The 16,906-nt window shown below is 74.0% G+C and carries 19 protein-coding genes; 11 read left to right on the top strand and 8 right to left on the bottom strand.

What is annotated here, in order from left to right; all coding sequences use genetic code 11:
* The first annotated feature begins 31 nt into the window (after window positions 1-31).
* From dxr to H6H00_RS30935, 5 genes are all read left to right on the top strand, one after another.
* A complete protein-coding gene (gene dxr / locus H6H00_RS30955) occupies window positions 32-1,207 on the top strand; it encodes a 1-deoxy-D-xylulose-5-phosphate reductoisomerase (protein WP_185719144.1) in 1,176 nt (391 codons plus the stop codon).
* On the top strand, window positions 1,204-2,493 hold the full coding sequence (locus H6H00_RS30950; RefSeq protein WP_185719143.1) for a M50 family metallopeptidase: 1,290 nt from the start codon (window positions 1,204-1,206) through the stop codon (window positions 2,491-2,493). The genes dxr and H6H00_RS30950 overlap by 4 nt, the downstream gene beginning before the upstream one ends.
* Window positions 2,490-2,990: a phosphatase domain-containing protein gene (locus H6H00_RS30945; RefSeq protein ID WP_185719142.1), complete on the top strand. Its 501-nt coding sequence runs from the start codon at window positions 2,490-2,492 to the stop codon at window positions 2,988-2,990. Before H6H00_RS30950 ends, H6H00_RS30945 begins: the two co-directional genes overlap by 4 nt.
* A 124-nt stretch (window positions 2,991-3,114) precedes the next feature.
* Window positions 3,115-4,257, top strand: coding sequence for a flavodoxin-dependent (E)-4-hydroxy-3-methylbut-2-enyl-diphosphate synthase (gene ispG, locus H6H00_RS30940; protein WP_185719141.1), 1,143 nt, complete (start codon window positions 3,115-3,117; stop codon window positions 4,255-4,257).
* Window positions 4,258-4,299: 42 nt separating this feature from the next.
* Complete coding sequence (locus H6H00_RS30935; protein ID WP_185719140.1) at window positions 4,300-5,133, top strand: GNAT family N-acetyltransferase; 834 nt, start codon at window positions 4,300-4,302, stop codon at window positions 5,131-5,133.
* A gap of 25 nt (window positions 5,134-5,158) precedes the next feature.
* On the opposite strand, the gene H6H00_RS30930 is transcribed toward H6H00_RS30935, so the two are convergent.
* Together H6H00_RS30930 and H6H00_RS30925 are read right to left on the bottom strand one after the other, a co-directional pair.
* On the bottom strand, window positions 5,159-6,607 hold the full coding sequence (locus H6H00_RS30930) for a DHA2 family efflux MFS transporter permease subunit (protein WP_185719139.1): 1,449 nt from the start codon (window positions 6,605-6,607) through the stop codon (window positions 5,159-5,161).
* Window positions 6,608-6,657: 50 nt separating this feature from the next.
* Entirely contained in the window at window positions 6,658-6,930 is a 273-nt protein-coding gene (locus H6H00_RS30925) for an FAD-dependent monooxygenase family protein (RefSeq protein ID WP_185719138.1), read from the bottom strand.
* A 68-nt stretch (window positions 6,931-6,998) separates the two neighbouring features.
* On the opposite strand from H6H00_RS30925, the gene H6H00_RS30920 reads away from it, so the two are divergent.
* A complete protein-coding gene (locus H6H00_RS30920; protein ID WP_185719137.1) occupies window positions 6,999-7,439 on the top strand; it encodes a MarR family winged helix-turn-helix transcriptional regulator in 441 nt (146 codons plus the stop codon).
* Entirely contained in the window at window positions 7,436-8,458 is a 1,023-nt protein-coding gene (locus H6H00_RS30915) for a heparan-alpha-glucosaminide N-acetyltransferase domain-containing protein (protein ID WP_185719136.1), read from the top strand. The genes H6H00_RS30920 and H6H00_RS30915 overlap by 4 nt, the downstream gene beginning before the upstream one ends.
* A gap of 54 nt (window positions 8,459-8,512) precedes the next feature.
* On the opposite strand, the gene H6H00_RS30910 is transcribed toward H6H00_RS30915, so the two are convergent.
* Both H6H00_RS30910 and rfbC read right to left on the bottom strand, forming a co-directional pair.
* The gene (locus tag H6H00_RS30910) at window positions 8,513-9,805 is read right to left on the bottom strand and encodes an NAD(P)H-dependent oxidoreductase (protein WP_185719135.1); all 1,293 of its coding nucleotides are present in this window, start codon (window positions 9,803-9,805) and stop codon (window positions 8,513-8,515) included.
* The gene (gene rfbC, locus H6H00_RS30905; RefSeq protein WP_185719134.1) at window positions 9,802-10,350 is read right to left on the bottom strand and encodes a dTDP-4-dehydrorhamnose 3,5-epimerase; all 549 of its coding nucleotides are present in this window, start codon (window positions 10,348-10,350) and stop codon (window positions 9,802-9,804) included. The genes H6H00_RS30910 and rfbC overlap by 4 nt, the downstream gene beginning before the upstream one ends.
* 118 nt (window positions 10,351-10,468) lie before the next feature.
* On the opposite strand from rfbC, the gene H6H00_RS30900 reads away from it, so the two are divergent.
* The 3 genes from H6H00_RS30900 (at window position 10,469) to map (ending at window position 13,712) form a co-directional block, all read left to right on the top strand.
* Window positions 10,469-12,289 carry a penicillin-binding transpeptidase domain-containing protein gene (locus tag H6H00_RS30900; protein ID WP_185719133.1) on the top strand — a complete coding sequence of 607 codons (1,821 nt, stop codon included), beginning with the start codon at window positions 10,469-10,471 and terminating at the stop codon, window positions 12,287-12,289.
* 153 nt (window positions 12,290-12,442) lie between these two features.
* Complete coding sequence (locus H6H00_RS30895) at window positions 12,443-12,820, top strand: DUF3054 domain-containing protein (RefSeq protein WP_185719132.1); 378 nt, start codon at window positions 12,443-12,445, stop codon at window positions 12,818-12,820.
* 34 nt (window positions 12,821-12,854) lie between these two features.
* The gene (gene map, locus H6H00_RS30890; protein WP_185719131.1) at window positions 12,855-13,712 is read left to right on the top strand and encodes a type I methionyl aminopeptidase; all 858 of its coding nucleotides are present in this window, start codon (window positions 12,855-12,857) and stop codon (window positions 13,710-13,712) included.
* Here the strand turns inward: map and H6H00_RS30885 are convergent.
* Window positions 13,699-14,490: an alpha/beta hydrolase gene (locus H6H00_RS30885; RefSeq protein WP_255425469.1), complete on the bottom strand. Its 792-nt coding sequence runs from the start codon at window positions 14,488-14,490 to the stop codon at window positions 13,699-13,701. The genes map and H6H00_RS30885 overlap by 14 nt on opposite strands.
* Before the next feature lie 39 nt (window positions 14,491-14,529).
* On the opposite strand from H6H00_RS30885, the gene H6H00_RS30880 reads away from it, so the two are divergent.
* On the top strand, window positions 14,530-15,102 hold the full coding sequence (locus H6H00_RS30880; protein WP_185719129.1) for a pyridoxamine 5'-phosphate oxidase family protein: 573 nt from the start codon (window positions 14,530-14,532) through the stop codon (window positions 15,100-15,102).
* Here the strand turns inward: H6H00_RS30880 and H6H00_RS30875 are convergent.
* Genes H6H00_RS30875 through H6H00_RS30865 form a run of 3 tightly spaced genes read right to left on the bottom strand, consistent with a single transcriptional unit; the run spans window position 15,099 to window position 16,905 of the window.
* The gene (locus H6H00_RS30875; RefSeq protein WP_255425468.1) at window positions 15,099-15,557 is read right to left on the bottom strand and encodes an SRPBCC family protein; all 459 of its coding nucleotides are present in this window, start codon (window positions 15,555-15,557) and stop codon (window positions 15,099-15,101) included. The genes H6H00_RS30880 and H6H00_RS30875 overlap by 4 nt on opposite strands.
* On the bottom strand, window positions 15,554-16,021 hold the full coding sequence (locus H6H00_RS30870; protein WP_185719128.1) for a peroxiredoxin: 468 nt from the start codon (window positions 16,019-16,021) through the stop codon (window positions 15,554-15,556). Before H6H00_RS30870 ends, H6H00_RS30875 begins: the two co-directional genes overlap by 4 nt.
* Window positions 16,022-16,080: 59 nt before the next feature.
* Window positions 16,081-16,905: a DUF1295 domain-containing protein gene (locus H6H00_RS30865; protein WP_185719127.1), complete on the bottom strand. Its 825-nt coding sequence runs from the start codon at window positions 16,903-16,905 to the stop codon at window positions 16,081-16,083.
* Window position 16,906 lies beyond the last annotated feature (1 nt).

Genomic DNA, 16,906 nt, shown 5'->3' with positions numbered 1-16,906 from the left:
CACAACACCCGCGCGAGGATGATGGTCGGTGATGAACACCCGATCCGTGCTCGTGCTGGGCTCCACCGGCTCCGTGGGCACGCAGGCGCTCGACCTGCTCGACGCCCACCCCGACCGCTTCACCGTCGCCGGTCTCGCCGCGGGCGGGAGCGACGTCGCGCTGCTGATGCAGCAGGTCCGCCGCTTCGACGTGCGCCGGGTCGCCGTCGCCGATCCCGCGGCGGCGCAGACGCTGCGCCGGGCCCTGCCGTCGGCCGGGATGCGGGGCGTCGAGGTGCTGTCCGGGCCCGCCGCCGCCACCGAGCTGACGCGCGACGCGGGCGCCGACGTCGTCCTCAACGGCATCACCGGCTCGGTGGGCCTGGGCCCGACGCTGGCCGCGCTGCGGTCGGGGGCCACGCTCGCGCTCGCGAACAAGGAGTCGCTGGTGTCCGGCGGCCGGCTGGTCACGGGGGCGGCCGCGCCGGGGCAGATCGTGCCCGTCGACTCCGAGCACTCCGCGCTGGCGCAGTGCCTGCGCGGCGGGCGGGCCGAGGAGGTCGCGACGCTCGTGCTCACCGCGTCCGGCGGCCCGTTCCGCGGCCGGACCCGCGACGAGCTGGCCGGCGTCACCGTCGAGGAGGCGCTGGCCCACCCGACCTGGGCGATGGGCCCGGTGATCACCATCAACTCCGCCACCCTGATCAACAAGGGGCTCGAGGTGATCGAGGCGCACCTGCTGTTCGACGTGCCCTACGACCGGATCGACGTCGTGGTGCACCCGCAGTCGATCGTGCACTCGATGGTCACCTTCCTCGACGGCTCCACCCTGGCGCAGGCCAGCCCGCCGGACATGACGCTGCCGATCGCGCTGGCCCTGGGCTGGCCGGAGCGCCTCGCCGGGGCGGCGCGCCCGTGCACCTGGGCGGCGCCGCAGACCTGGGAGTTCGAGCCGCTCGACGAGGACGCGTTCACCGGCGTGCGGCTCGCCCGGCGCGCGGGGGAGACCGGGGGCTGCCTGCCCGCGGTCCTCAACGCGGCCAACGAGGAGGCGGTGGCGGCGTTCGTCGCGGGCGCGCTGCCGTTCACCGGCATCACCGACCTGCTCGACCGCGTGCTCGACGCCGCCGACGGCTGGACGGGCGACCCCGCTAGCGTGGACGACGTGCTGGCGGCGGAGGACTGGGCCCGGGCGCACGCCCGCGAAGCCACGGGAGTGGCCCGATGATGTTCGTGCTCGGCATCCTGATCTTCTTCGTCGGGATCCTGTTCTCGGTGGCCTGGCACGAGCTGGGCCACTTCGTCACCGCCCGCTGGTTCGGCATCAAGGTGCCGGAGTTCATGGTCGGGTTCGGGAAGACGGTCTACTCCGTCAAGCGCGGCGAGACCGAGTACGGCCTCAAGGCCATCCCGCTCGGCGGCTACGTCCGCATGATCGGCATGATCCCGCCCGCCCGCGGGGAGCTGCTGGGCAGCAGCCGCCGCACCGGCCCGTTCCAGGGCCTCATCGACGACGTCCGCAGGCAGTCGGCGATGGACGTGCGGCCCGAGGACGCGCACCGGCAGTTCTACCTGCGCAAGCCCTGGAAGCGGATCGTCGTGATGGCCGCGGGGCCGATCATGAACCTGATCCTGGCGATCCTGCTGTTCGCGGTGCTGCTGATGGGCATCGGCCAGTTCAACGGCACCACCACCGTCAGCGCGGTCAGCGAGTGCGTGCTGCCCGCCGACTCCACGACCCAGACCTGCCCCGTCGGCGCCCCGCCCACCCCGGCCGCGGTCGCCGGGTTCCGGGCGGGCGACGAGATCGTCGCGTTGAACGGGCAGCCCTTCGAGCGGTTCGACGGCGACGAGCTGCGCGCCGCGATCCAGCAGTCCGTCGGCCCGATCACGGTCACCGTCCTGCGCGACGGCCAGCAGCTCGACCTCGCCGCCAGCCCGATCACCAACCTCGTCGCCTCGGCCGACGACCCCGAGCAGCTCGTGCAGGGCAGCTTCCTGGGCATCGGGCTGGTCTCGGACTACGAGCGGCTCGGCGTCGGCGCGGTGTTCGTCGAGATCGGCGACGTCGTCGGGCGCACCGGGCAGGCGATCGCCGAGCTGCCGTCGCGGGTCCCGAGCCTGTTCGGGTCGGTGTTCCTCGGCGAGGAGCGCGACGTCAACGGGCCCATCGGGATCGTCGGGGTCTCGCGGATCGGCGGGGAGGTCCTGGCCCAGGAGATCCCGCTGGCCGCCGAGGCGTCGCTGCTGCTCAACCTGCTCGCGGCCGTCAACATCTCGCTGTTCCTGTTCAACCTGCTGCCGATCCCGCCGCTCGACGGTGGGCAGATCTTCCCCGCGGTCTGGGAGGCCGTGAAGAAGCGGATCTGGAAGGTGCGCGGCAAGCCCGACCCCGGGCCGGTCGACGTCGCCAAGCTCATGCCGGTGGCCTACGTGGTCGCGATGGTGTTCATCGTGTGGAGCGGGCTGCTGCTGGTGGCCGACGTGATCAACCCCGTGCGGCTGTTCCAGTGAGCCTCGCCCCCTCCGGGGACGCCCGCCCGCTGGCGGTGTTCGACGTCGACGGCGTTCTGGCCGACGTCACCCACCGGCTGCACCACCTGCGCGCCCGGCCGCAGCGCTGGGAGCGCTTCTTCCAGGCCGCGGACCGCGACCCCTTGCTGGTGGAGGGGGCCGACCGGCTCCGCGCCGCGCTCGCCGACCACGACGTGCTGTACCTGACGGGCCGCCCGGAGCGCACGCGGCGGCTCACCGAGCGCTGGCTCGCCAGGCACGACCTCCCGACGGGCCCGCTGATCATGCGCGACGACCACGACTCCCGCCCCGCGCGCTGGATGAAGCGCGAGGTGCTGCGGGGGCTCTCGGCGAGCCGGGAGATCGTGTCGGTCCTCGACGACGACCCGGCCGTCGTCGCGGTGCTGGAGGCCGACGGCTGGCCGGTGGAGCTGGCCACCTGGCTGCCGCACTCGTCGACCCTGCAGAGCGCGCAGGAGCGCCAGGGCCGCACCTGATGCCTCCTGTGCTCTGCTTACCCGTACGCATCGGCCGGCGGTGCGTACGGGTAAGCAGAGCAAAGGTGGTGCTTCCCGACACGGTGAGCGGCGGCGGTCGGCGCCACGGGGGATACTCGGGGTCGTGAGCGTCTCCCTGGGCATGCCCGTTCCTCCTGCACCGACCCTCTCCGACCGCCGGAAGACCCGTCAGCTGCAGGTGGGGACGGTCGGCGTCGGTTCCGACCACCCGATCTCGGTGCAGTCGATGACCACCACCCTGACCTCCGACGTCAACGCGACGCTGCAGCAGATCGCCGAGCTCACCGCGGCCGGCTGCGACATCGTGCGCGTCGCCTGCCCGAGCCAGGACGACGCCGACGCGCTGCCCGCGATCGCGGCGAAGTCGCAGATCCCGGTGATCGCCGACATCCACTTCCAGCCCAAGTACGTCTTCGCCGCGATCGACGCCGGCTGCGCCGCGGTGCGCGTCAACCCGGGCAACATCCGCAAGTTCGACGACCAGGTCAAGGAGATCGCGCGCGCCGCGAAGGACCGCGGCACCCCGATCCGGATCGGCGTCAACGCGGGCTCGCTGGACAAGCGGCTGATGGAGAAGTACGGCAAGGCCACGCCCGAGGCGCTGGCCGAGTCGGCGATGTGGGAGGCGAGCCTGTTCGCCGAGCACGACTTCCACGACATCAAGATCTCGGTCAAGCACAACGACCCCGTCGTGATGATCCGCGCCTACGAGCTCCTCGCCGAGCAGTGCGACTACCCGCTGCACCTCGGCGTGACCGAGGCCGGGCCGGCGTTCCAGGGCACGATCAAGTCCGCCGTCGCGTTCGGGGCGCTGCTGCGCCAGGGGATCGGCGACACGATCCGCGTCTCGCTCTCGGCCCCGCCCGTCGAGGAGATCAAGGTCGGGGCGCAGATCCTGCAGTCGCTCAACCTGCGGCCCCGCAAGCTGGAGATCGTGTCCTGCCCGTCCTGCGGGCGCGCCCAGGTCGACGTCTACAAGCTCGCCGACGAGGTCACCGCCGGGCTGACGGGCATGGAGGTGCCGCTGCGCGTCGCCGTCATGGGCTGCGTCGTCAACGGGCCGGGGGAGGCCCGCGAGGCCGATCTGGGTGTCGCGTCGGGCAACGGCAAGGGCCAGATCTTCGTCAAGGGCGAGGTCATCAAGACCGTCCCCGAGCACGCGATCGTCGAGACGCTCATCGAGGAGGCCATGAAGCTGGCCGAGACGATGGAGGCGTCCGGCGAGCCGCAGGTGTCGGTGGGCTGATCCGCCGTGGGCATCGGGGCGCAGGTGTGGCACCGTAGGCAGGTGCTCAGAGTCGCCGGTGCCCGGCTTCTCGACGACCGGGACCGTCCGGTCGTCCGCGCCGCGCTCGACGCGGATCCGGTGGCGTCGTGCATGGTTGCGGCGCGCGTCGAGATCGCCGGTCTGGATCCGTGGCGGCTCGGCGGCGAGGTGTGGGCGTCCGGCTCGCGCCACGACGGGCTGTGCTTCTCCGGGGCCAACCTCGTCCCGCTGCGCGGCGAGCGCTCCGCGATCCGCAGCTTCGCCGAGCGGGCCCGTCGCCACGGCCGCTCCTGCTCCTCGATCGTCGGACGCGCCGAGCTGGTCCTGCCGCTGTGGGAGGAGCTGGCCCCGCACTGGGCGCCCGCCCGCGAGGTCCGCGCCGACCAGCCGCTGATGGTGCTGCCGGGCCTGCCCGCCGTCACCCCCGACCCGGCGGTGCGCCCGGTCCGCCCCGACGAGCTCGACCGCTACCTCCCGGCCGCGATCGCGATGTTCACCGAGGAGGTCGGCGTCGACCCCCGCGCGGGCGACGGCGGCGCCGGCTACCGCGCCCGCGTCGCGGAACTGGTGGCGGCGGGCCGCGCGTTCGCCCGCTTCGAGGGCGACCAGGTGGTGTTCAAGGCCGAGATCGGGGCGCTGTCGAGCCGGGTCGGGCAGATCCAGGGCGTCTGGGTGCACCCCGCCTGCCGCGGGCGGGGCCTCGGCACGGCGGGCACCGCCGCCGTGGTGGAGCGGCTCGCCGGGATGGACCGGGTGTCGAGCCTGTACGTCAACGGGTTCAACCACGTCGCCCGCGCCTCCTACGCCCGCATCGGGTTCACCCAGGTCGCCAGCTTCTCCACGATCCTGTTCTAGATCCTCGGCGGGCTGGGGGCCGAGATCAGCGGGCGGCCACCAGCGGGGCCGCCCGCAACGCGGTGACGGCCACGACCAGCGACAGCGCCGTCAGCCCCACCGGCAGCACCAGCGTGAGCTGCAGGGCCGCCGCCAGGTCCGGGGCGAGCGCCAGCCGGGCGGCCGGGTCGAGGTCCGTCGCCGCCCCGAGCCCGCCCGCGCCGAGCACCGGTGCCCGGGTCGCCACCAGGGTCGTGAGCAGCGCCGACACCGCCGCGACGCCGAGCGCCACCGCCAGCTGCTGGGTGATGGCGAGGATCGTGGAACCGCCCGGGATGTCGTCGTGGGGCAGATCGCGGGTGGCGCCGGTCATCGCGGGCATCAGGGTGGCGCCGACGCCCACCCCGGTGACGGCCCCCGCCGCCATCAGCCCGGCCACGGGCGCGGTGGCCGTGAGCTGGGCCAGCACCAGCAGCTGCCCGGTGAGGGCCGTCGCGACCCCGGCGACGACGATCCGCCGGGGCGGGACCCGGTCGACCAGGCGCGTCGCCACCTGCATCGTGAGGCCGGTGGCGAGCACCTGCGGGATGCCGACGGCCCCGGCGAACGTCGCGCCCTCCCCGCGCACGACCTGCCAGTACAGCGGCAGCACGAACATCGCGCCGAAGTAGGCGGCGCCGAACGGGGCCACGGTCGCGAGCCCGGCCGCCAGCGCGCGCTCCCGGAGCAGCCGCAGCCGCAGCAGCGGCCTGCGGCGCCGCAGCGACCACGGGACGAACGCCGCGACCATCACCGCCCCGACCGCCGCCGGCACCGCCCCGCCCGCCGTGAGCCGCCCGGCGTCGCCGATCGCGGTGAAGCCGTAGGCGAGCGCCGCGGCGCCGGGGGCGAGCAGCGCCAGGCCGATGACGTCCAGCGGGGCCGCGGCGCCCTGCCCGTCGGCGACCAGCCACCGCCGGCAGGCGATCACGGCCAGCCCGACCGGCACGTTGATCAGGAAGATCCACCGCCAGGACAGGGTGTCGATCAGCCAGCCGCCGAGCACCGGTCCGACCAGCGGCGCGATCAGCACCGGCACCCCGAACAGGCTCATCATCCGGCCCCGCTGCCCGGCCGCCACGGTGCGCAGCGCGATCGCCATGCCGACCGGGTTGATCAGCCCGCCGCCGAGACCCTGCACGACGCGTGCCGCGACCAGTGTCCCGACGTCCCCTGCGGCTGCGGCCAGCACCGAGCCCAGCGTGAAGACCACGACGGCCAGCACGTAGGTGCCGCGGGAGCCGAGCCGGGCCGTCGCCCACGCGGCCAACGGGATCACCGCCACCAGAGCGAGCGTGTACGCGGTGGTGGCCCACTGCACCGCCGAGATCGACGCGTCGAGGTCACGGGCGAGCGCGGCCAGGGCCACGACGGTGACCGTCGTGTCCAGCACGACCATGAACCCGCCGAGGACGAGCACGGCGGCGACGCGGCGGGCGAGGGGGTCCAGGGGCATGGCACCAGCCTCGGACCTGAACCGCGGTCGAGGTCAAGAGCCGCCCGCGATCAGGGCCGCCGCCACCGCCGGACCGCCGCCAGTGCGGCGAGCCCGGCCCGGGCCGGCAGCCGGGTCCGCGGGGCGGCCAGCCGCCGTATCCAGGCCAGCGGTGCGAGCGACTCCCGGATCGCGCCCACCGCGTAGGACGGCATCCGCTGCTCGTAGGCCCGCACGGCGAGCGGGATCGTCGAGGTGCCCGCGCGGACGTCGAGCAGGTGGGTGGCCAGCAGGTCGGCGTCGCGTACGGCGGTGGCGGCCGCGCGGCCCCCGGTCGGCGGCATGGCGTGCACCGCGTGGTCCTCCCGGTATCAGGTGCCTGCATTAAGAAGGTACCTGATACTTTTCGGAGGTGTCGGAGGTGTCGGAGGTGTCGGAGGAGTCGTTCGTCGCGTGGACGCTGGTGCGGGCCTCGCACGTCGTCGCGCGCGGGTTCACGGCGGTGTTCGCGCAGGTCGGGCTCACGCCGACGCAGTTCGGGGTGCTCGCCCACCTCGCCGACGAACCCGCGCTGACCCAGGCCGAGCTCGCGCGGCGGGTGCTCGTGCGGCCGCAGAGCCTGGGGGAGCTGCTGGTCCCGCTGCTGGAGCGCGGGCTCGTGTCGCGCGACGGCCCGGGCGGACGGGGGCGGCGCAGCGGGATCGCGATCACCGACGCCGGCCGGGAGCTGGTGGCGGCCGCGCTGCCGGGGGTGCGGCGGTTCGAGGCCGGACTCGGGCTCGACCCCGGCCAGCTCCGCACCCTCGACGACCTGCTGCACACCGTCCTGCGCACGCTCGGCGAGGACGGATGAGGATCACCGGCGTCGACGCCGCCCGCGGGCTCGCCCTGCTCGGCATGGCCGCCGCGCACCTGCACGCCACCACCGGACCCGACGGCCGGGCGACGGTCGTGGGCGACCTCGTGGCGGGCCGGGCGTCGGCGCTGTTCGCGGTGCTGGCCGGGGTCGGGATCGCGCTGGGGTCGCGCCGGGGCGAGGGTGCCGGGGCGGCGCTGGTGGTGCGGGCGCTGCTCGTCGGCGCGCTCGGTCTCGGCCTGGAGACCGTCCTCGACGCCCCGCCCGCGGTGATCCTCGCCCAGTACGCGCTGCTGTTCCTGGTCGCCGTGCCGCTGCTGCGCGTCCCGGCGCCCGCGCTGTTCGCGGCGGCGGCCGTGTGGTGCGTGGCGTCCCCGGTGCTGAGCCACGTGCTGCGCGCGGGGATGCCCGACGGCCCCGGCCCGCAGCCGTCGTTCACGATGCCGCCCGGCGAGCTGCTGGTGACGCTCGGGCTCACCGGCTACTACCCGGTGCTCACCTGGACCACCTACCTGCTGGTGGGACTCGGCGTCGGGCGGCTGGACCTCGCGTCGGCGCGCACGGCGCGGCGGCTCGTCGGCACCGGGGCGGCGCTCGCGGTGCTGGCGCTCGGCTCGTCGGCCCTGCTGGGGGGCGGCCCGAGCGGCGAGCAGCGCGCCGGGATCACCCCGTCCGACGACTGGGCGTGGCTCCTGACCGCCGCCCGCCACTCCGGCACGCCGTTCGACCTCGCCCACACCACCGGCACGGCGCTGCTGGTGCTGGGCCTGTGCCTGCTGGCCCCGCGGGTGGTGGGCGCCGTCCTCGCCGGGCCGGGCGCGATCCCGCTGACGCTCTACACCGCGCACGTCGTCGTCGGTGGGCTGCTCGGCCCGTTCGGGACGGCGGTGTGGGTCCTGCAGGCCGTGGTGGCGCTGGTCGTGGGCGGGCTGTTCCGGCGCGCGGGCCGCCGCGGCCCCCTGGAGGCGGTGGTGGCGGCGGCGTCGGGTGCGGTCCGCCGCCGGGTGCCGGCCTGACCCCTCGTGCGCGGAGGATGCGGCCAGGGCCACCTCCTCCGCGCACGGGCGGCGTCAGCCGCTGTTCGGGAAGAGCTTCTCCTGCTCGGCCCGCAGCTCGTCGATCAGGCGGCCCGGGGGCAGCGTGACGTCGGCGTAGGTGAGCACCTCGTCCTTCTTGACGTCGCGCAGCAGCACGCAGCCCTCGGCCACGCCCATCGGCAGCAGGCCCTCGGCCCGCGTGACCGGCGTCGACTCGGCCAGCCCGTAGGTGTCGTAGCCGCCCAGCCCGTCGACGGTGTGACCCGCCTTGAGGTCCTGCTTCACGCCCGCGACGACGTCGACGCGCGGGCCGCCGGGCGGCGTGAGCGCGGCGTCGGCGAAGTCGACCGCGCGCGCCACCGTGTTCGGCACCTCGAAGTGGCACAGGTGGTACGGCGTGTAGAACGAGTACAGCGGGCCCTTCCCGAGCTTGTAGAGCTCGAGGTAGTGGCGCTGCTTGGGGTCGTCGTGGGTGCCCAGGACGTAGATGCCGGGCCCGGGCTGCGCACCCACCACGTAGTCGACGATCCCGCCGAGCTCGCGGAGCTGGTCGAGGTCGTACATCTCGGTGAGCTCGTCGACGTGGCCGTGGTGGTCACGCCCGAACATGCCCCGCTTCGGCACGGTGAACCCGTGCGCGTTGGCCACGATGGCCTCCTCGAACGACACCTTGGTGCCGTCGGCGAAGCTCGTGACCATGTACGGGTCCTGGCCCCACTTCTCGGCGAAGCCCTTCTGGGTCGTCGGGTTGCGGTACTCGTCCTGCAGGCCCTTGATGTTGCCCGAGACCAGCGGCGTGACGCCCAGGCTCTTCACGAACCGGATCAGGTTGCCCTGCACGCCGGGCTGGTCGCCGTCGACGCCGGTGAGGATGACGCCCGCCTCGCGGGCGCGCTGGGCGAGCAGCGGTCCGACGGTGCCGTCGAGCTCGGCGTTCATCGTGACGACGGGCAGCCCGCGCTCGATGGCGGTGACCGTGACGCGCGCGCCGAACTCGACCGCGCCCGTGACGTCGACGATGCAGTCGATCTGCTCGGCCTTGAGCAGCTCGAACGCGTCCTCGAGGACGGCGGGGGTGCCCGCCGCGATCGCGGCGTCGACCTCGGAGCCGGTGCTGACCCGGACCGGGGTGGCGCCGGCCTCGGTGTAGGCGCGCTCGGCGTTGGCCAGCGTCCGGTTGGCCACGGCGACGAGCAGCATGCCGGGCACGGTGTTGACGATGTGGTTCGCGAGCCCGCGGCCCATGAACCCGGCGCCGACCATGCCGACCCGGATGGGGCGGCCCTCGGCCTGGCGCTTCAGCAGGGCGGTGTCGGTGATGATCATCGCTGACCCCACGGCTTCTCGGAGAGCAGCGGCCAGGCCGCGTCCTTCGGCGAGATCACCGTCGGCTGGATCGGCCACGGAAGCGCGAGCTCCGGGTCGTCCCAGCGCAGGCCGCCCTCGGCGCCCGGGGTGTAGGCGGTGCTGACCTGGTAGTGCACGGTGGCGCCGTCGGTGAGCGCGATGTAGCCGTGCCCGAAGTCCTTCGGCACCAGCAGCGAGGTCATGTTGTCCTCGGTGAGGTCGACGCCGTAGTGCTGCATGAAGGTGGGGGAGTCCGGGCGCAGGTCGACGATGACGTCCCAGATCGCGCCGCGCAGGCAGCGGATGAGCTTCGTCTCCTGGTGCGGGGAGAACTGGAAGTGCATCCCGCGCAGGGTGCCGGCCTTGTGGTTGAACGAGATGTTCGTCTGCTCGACGACCGGGTCGAGGCCCGCGTCGATGAACTCCTGGCGGCAGAAGGAGCGGGCGAAGAAGCCGCGGTCGTCCTCCAGGCGCTTGAGGTCGATCAGAGCGGCACCGTCGAGGGGCGTGGATTGGATCAGCATGGATGCCTTCGCGTCGTCTGCGTCTCGTGCGGGAAGTCGATCGTAGTTGTCGGGCCGGTGCGGCCCTCCGGCCGTGTCACCCGATCGCGGACGCGGTCCGCTCCTCCATACTCGACCGGTGCCATCCCGCCGCCTGCTCGCCCTGCTGACCACGGCGGCGGTGCTCGGCGTCACCGCGGGGTGCGGCCTGTTCGGCGGGGGCGGGCCCGAGGAGACCGTCGAGCGGTTCCTGGCCGCGTGGAGCGCCGGTGACGTCGCGGGCGCCGCGGCGCTCACCGACGACCCGGCCGCGGCCACCACGCTGCTCACCGCCACCCGCGACGCGCTCGCCCCGCAGGCCCTGACGGCCGAGGCCGCGCAGGTCCGCACGGCCACCTCGCGCGCGACGGCGTCGGTCGACGTCACCTGGGACCTGGGCGGGGGCCGCACGTGGAGCTACCTCGGCGAGCTGGAACTGGCCCCCACGCCCGAGCGGGCGGGCGACGAGGGCACCGGCTGGCTCGTCCGCTGGGGCCCCACCGTCGTCCATCCGCAGCTCGGCACGGGCCAGCGCCTCGCGCTGCGCACCGACACCCCGCCGCCCGCGCCCGTCGTCGACCGCAACGGCGCCCCGCTGCTGGAGGCGACCCCCGTCGTCTCGGTGCTGCTCGACCGCACCGCCGCGGGCGACCTCCCGGCGGTCACGGGGGCGCTGGCGCAGGCGCTCGCCCCGCTGGATGCGGCCATCACGCAGGCCTCGATCACCGACGGCGCCGCCCGCACCCCCGACGGGCAGGTCTACACCGTCGCCGTGCTGCGCGAGACCGACTACCGCTCCGTCCGCGACGCGATCTACGAGCTGCCCGGCGTCCGCTTCGTCACCGCACAGCGCCTGCTCGCCCCCGACGCCGCGTTCGCGCGCCAGGTGCTGCCCGCGGTCCGCACGCAGGTCGCACCGCAGCTCGACGGCGTCGACGGGTGGTCGGTGCGGATCGTCGACGGCACCGGCTCCGACGTCACCGCGCTCGCCGAGACACCCCCGCAGCCCGGCTCCACCGTCGCGATCGGGCTGGACCGGCGCCTGCAGACCGCCGCCGAGGACGCCGTCGAGCCGATCGGCCAGCAGGCGATGATCGTGGCGATCGCGCCGTCGACCGGCGAGGTGCTCGCCGTCGGGCAGAACGGCCCGGCCGACGCCGAGGGGGCGCTCGCGCTCACCGGCCGCTACCCGCCCGGCTCCACGTTCAAGATCGTGACGGCGGCCGCGGGGATCGCCGAGGACGGTCTCGCGCTCGACACCCCGGTCGCCTGCCCCGGCAGGCTGACGATCGGCGGGCGCCCGGTGCCCAACATCGACGAGTTCGACCTCGGCACCGTGCCGCTGCGCACCGCGTTCGCCCGGTCCTGCAACACGACGTTCGCGCAGATCGGCGCGGCCCTGGCCCCCGGCGCCCTGCCCGCCGCGGCCCTCACCCTGGGCCTGGGCGCCGACTACGCCGTGCCCGCGCTGACCACGATCACCGGCTCGGTCCCGGTCGCGCAGGCCGAGGTGCAGCGCGCGGAGAACGGCTTCGGGCAGGGCCAGGTGCTCGCCAGCCCGTTCGGGATGGCGCTCGTGGCGGCCACGGTGGCCCGCGGGCAGACCGTCGTCCCGACGCTGATCGAGGGCGTCCCGACGCAGGAGCTCGTGCCCCCGACCGCCCCCGACCCGGCCGTGCTCGACGTCGTCCGCCCGATGATGCGCGCGGTCGTCACCGAGGGCTCCGCGACGGCGCTCGCCGGGCTCGGCGAGGTCTACGGCAAGACCGGCACGGCGGAGTACACCGACGACGGCCGCGCCCACGGCTGGTTCGTCGGCTACCGCGGCGACGTGGCGATCGCGGTGCTGGTCGTCGACGGCGGGAGCTCGGCGCCCGCGGTGGAGGCGGCGGCCCGCTTCCTGGCGGCCACCACCCCCTGACCGGCGAGTTTGCCGTCCCCACCCGGCGAGTCCGCCGTCCCCACCCGGCGAGTTCGCCGATCCGGTACGCCGGCTCGTCCTGCGGCGCCCGCCCCGGGCCGGCATTCGGCGACCGGTCACCGCGCCCGGGCCCGGAGTCCTATCCTGGGTCGCATGCCGCGCAGCCGGATCCCCGCGCTCGCCCTCGCCGCCGACCTGGTGGCGGTGGTCGTGTTCGCCGCCGTCGGCCGGCTCAGCCACGCCGAGTCCGGCGACCTGTGGGGGCTGCTCGTCACGCTCGCGCCGTTCGCCGCCGGGGTCGTGGCCGCGTGGGCCACGCCGGTCGTGCGCGCCGACCCGTCGGGGCTGCGGGCCGGGGGAGCGGTGCTGGCCGGGGCCGTCGTCGTCGGGCTGGCCCTGCGGGCCGGGTTCACCGGATCGCTGCCGCCGAGCTTCGCGGTCGTGACGGCGCTCTCCCTCGCCGTGCTGCTGCTGGGCTGGCGCGCGTTGTCGCTGGTCGTGGCCCGCCGGGCCGCCCACCGCGTGCCCTGAACGAGGGGCGCCGACCCGACCTACACTGGACGCCATGTCCACCCGCACGCTGCTGACCCCCGGCACCCCCACCCCGATCCGCCCCGTCCCCGCGCACATCCCGCGGCCGGAGTACGTCGGCAAGAAGGCCCCGGCGCGCAGCACCGAGCCGTGGGTGCAGGACGCCGAGACCGTCGAGCTCATGCGCCACGCCGGGCGGATCGCCGCGCAGGCCCTCGCCGCGGGCGGGGCGGCGGTGGCGCCGGGCGTCACCACCGACCACGTCGACGCCGTGGTCCACGAGTTCCTGCTCGACCACGACGCCTACCCGTCGACGCTGGGCTACAAGGGCTTCCCGAAGTCCTGCTGCACCAGCCTCAACGAGGTGATCTGCCACGGCATCCCGGACACGACGGTGATCCAGGACGGCGACATCGTCAACATCGACGTCACCGGCTACGTCGGCGGCGTCCATGGCGACACGAACGCCACGTTCCTGGCCGGCGAGGTCGACGAGGAGAGCCGCCTGCTCGTCGAGCGCACCCGCGAGGCGATGATGCGCTCGATCAAGGCGGTGCGCCCGGGCCGCGAGCTCAACGTCGTCGGCCGCGTCATCGAGTCCTACGCCAAGCGCTTCGGCTACGGCGTGGTCCGCGACTTCACCGGCCACGGCATCGGCCGCAGCTTCCACAGCGGCCTGGTGGTGCTGCACTACGACGAGCCGAGCGTCGACACCGTCCTCGAGGAGGGCATGACGTTCACGATCGAGCCCATGATCACCCTCGGCTCGATCGACTACGACATCTGGTCCGACGGCTGGACCGTCGTCACCAAGGACCGCTCCCGCACCGCCCAGTTCGAGCACACGGTCCTGGTCACCGCCGAGGGGGCGGAGATCCTCACGCTCCCGTGAGCAGGTCGGCCAGCCCGTCCGGGCGCAGCTGGAAGCCGACGTGGCTGCTGCGCAGGTCGTGCACGTCGAACGGGTGGTCGGGGAACGCGGCGTCGGCGTCGGCGACGAACCGGTCCTGCAGCGCGAGCGGCAGGGCGCGGTCCTCGGTGAGCCGCACGTAGGTGCGGGGCACCGCGGCGCCGGCGCGCAGCCGGATCGCCTCCTCGTCGATGTGCAGCGACTCGTCGGTGTCCATCGACGCGAGGTAGCCACGCAGCTCGTCGGCGGTGCCGTCGGCGAGCAGGGCGCGCCGCAGCCCGTCGAAGGTCTCCCCGGAGGTGGGCCAGGCGACGCGCAGCGCCCCGAGCGCGACCGGGTCGGCGGCCAGCAGGCCGCCCACGAGCGGGTCGAGCAGGCTCTCCCCGACGCCGTCGTAGCTCGCGCGCGGCGCCGTGCAGCACCACGCGGAGACGTAGACGGCGCGGGCGAGCAGATCGGGCACCGCGTTGGCCGTGGCGGTGACCGTCAGCCCGCCGCGGCTCGTGCCGACCAGCGCCACCGGCCCGTTGCGCGCCGCCCGCTCGACGACCGCGCGCACGGCGGCCACGTCGTCGGCGGTCCCGACGCCGGCCAGCGCGCTGCCGCCGTCGGGGACGCGGGCGGTCGGGCCGTGGCCCGGCAGGTCGACGGCGAGGGCGCGGTGGCCCCGCAGCGTCAGCTCGCGCACCAGCGGCGACCAGACCGCCGCGCTGCAGAAGGCGCCGTGGACGAGGACGAAGGTCGTGATCACACCCGACATCCTGGACGGTCGGGGGCCGCGGATGCGACCGTGAAACGCATGGCGAAGGTCTACGACGACATCGACGAGCGGATGACGGCGTGGATCGCCCACCAGCCGATGTTCTTCGTCGCCACCGCCCCGCTGTCCGGCGACGGGCTGGTCAACCTGTCACCGAAGGGCACGCAGGGCACGTTCCGGGTCGTCGACGCCCGCACGTTCGCCTACCTCGACCTCACCGGCAGCGGGGTGGAGACGGTGGCGCACCTGCGCGAGAACGGCCGGATCTGCGTGATGTTCTGCGCGTTCGACGGCGGACCCAGGATCGTGCGGCTGCACGGCACCGGCCGCGTGCTGTTCGCGGCCGACCCCGGCTTCGACGACGCGCTCGCGGCGTTCGGGCGAGCGGGGGAGAGCCGCAGGCCCCAGACCCGGGCGGTGATCACCGTCGACGTGGGCCGCGTGTCCGACGCGTGCGGCTACGCGGTGCCGCGGATGGAGCTGGTGGAGGAGCGGGGGATCCTCGACGCCTGGTCCGACACCCGCGGCCCCGACAGGATCGCCACCTACCACGCCACGCGCAACGCGACGAGCATCGACGGCCTGCCGGGGCTCCCGGCGCCCTCGCGCTAGGCGGGCGACCCGAAGATCGTGACGAGGCGGCGCAGGGTGTCGCGGATCGACTTCGCGTTGCCCTTCTGCATCCCGAACAGCTCGATGCCCTTCGCGACCGGCGAACCGGCGTAGTCGAACGTCTCGGTGATGCGGGTGCCGCCGTCGACGGGCTCCAGCTCGTAGCGCCAGATCGCCTTCGCGGGGTGGCACCAGCCGATGAGCCGGTCCTGCTCGAACTCCACCACCCGGTTGGTGATCTTGTACGGCAGCTTGATCTTCATGTCCATGCCGAACCGGTCGCCCAGCGCGAGCCTCTCCGGGCCGGAGGTGGCGCCGCGGACGGTGCCCGAGCCGTCGAACTCGTGGTGCCGGTGCGGGTTCGCGAGCAGGGCGAACACCTCGGCGGGCGGAGCGGCCACCACCGTGGAGGCGGTGACCGTCCGGCCGTCGATCACGGCGTGGTCGGAGCTCACGCAGACGCCTTGTGCTTCTTCAGCGCGGCGAGCGCGTCGTCGGCGTGCATGTCGAACTTGGTCTCGCTGGCGATGACCTCGATGATCCGGCGGTCCTGGCCGATGACGAAGGTCTTGCGCTTGGTCGCCAGGCCGCCGGGCAGCCACGAGCGCTTCGCGCCGAGCTCCTTGGCCACCTTCTTGCCCTCGTCGGACAGCAGCGGGTAGCCCAGCGAGTGGGCGGTGGCGAACGTGCTCTGCGCGGTGACGTTGTCACCGCTGATCCCCACCGGCTGCGCCCCGAGCGCCGCGAACTCGCCGGCCAGGTCCCGGAAGTGGCAGGCCTCCTGGGTGCAGCCGCCGCTGGAGGCGATCGGGTAGAAGAACAGCACCACGGGGCCGTTCTCCAGCAGGGCGGACAGCTTGCGGGGGGTGCCCGTCTCGTCCTTCAGCTCGAAGTCGCTGACCTGGTCACCGGGGTTCATGGCACTCACTCTCTGGTTCGGGGTGTTGCCCGGAGTTTCGCAGCAGCGGTCCGGGCGGTTCAGGAGACCGTCTTCTTGGGCGGCAGCGGGATGAACCCGCTCGTCCGCTTCACGTACTCGACGTAGCCGGGGCGGCGGTTGCCGATCGTCGACTCCAGCAGCTTCGCGCCGGTGCCCTTGGCCAGCAGCCACGTCATGAGCGCGGCGCTGACGAGCCCGATCAGGCCGGCCGGGTGGTGCAGGGCGAGCAGCGTGAGGCCCCACCAGACGGCGGCGTCGCCGAAGTAGTTCGGGTGCCGGGTGTAGCGCCACAGGCCCTGGTCCATGACCTGGCCCTTGTTGGCCGGGTCGGCCTTGAACGCGGCGAGCTGCGCGTCGCCGACGGTCTCGAAGAAGAACCCGACCGCCCAGGACAGCACGCCCAGCACCGTCACGGTGATCGCCAGCGCGCCGTCCGCGTAGCCGTACTGGCCGAGCTGCACCGGCAGCGAGACGACCCACATGATCACGGCCTGCGGCACGTAGACCGCGCGGACGATGTGCAGGACCGGGTCGCCCTGCGCCTTCGCCATGATCTCGACGTAGCGCGGGTCCTCGTCCTTGCCGCGGTTGCGCCGTTCGATGTGCCAGGCGAGGCGGAAGCCCCAGACGCACGTCAGCGCCGTGATCAGCAGCTGGCGCCACAGGTCGCCGTCGCCGACGGACAGGATCAGCGAGGTGATCGCGACGATCCCGAACCCGGCTCCCCACACGACGTCGATGCCGTCGTGGCGGTTGCCGCGGACCTTCAGGGCGACGACCAGCGCACCGGCGAACAGGACGAGCACGACGACGGCGCTGACCCAGAGGTTCGTCAGCGCCGCGCCCCACGGATAGGCACTCATC

Source organism: Pseudonocardia petroleophila (assembly GCF_014235185.1).
Lineage (GTDB): Bacteria > Actinomycetota > Actinomycetes > Mycobacteriales > Pseudonocardiaceae > Pseudonocardia > Pseudonocardia petroleophila.
Note: the sequence above shows the minus strand (reverse complement) of the source record. Positions and strands in the feature narration are given on the sequence as shown.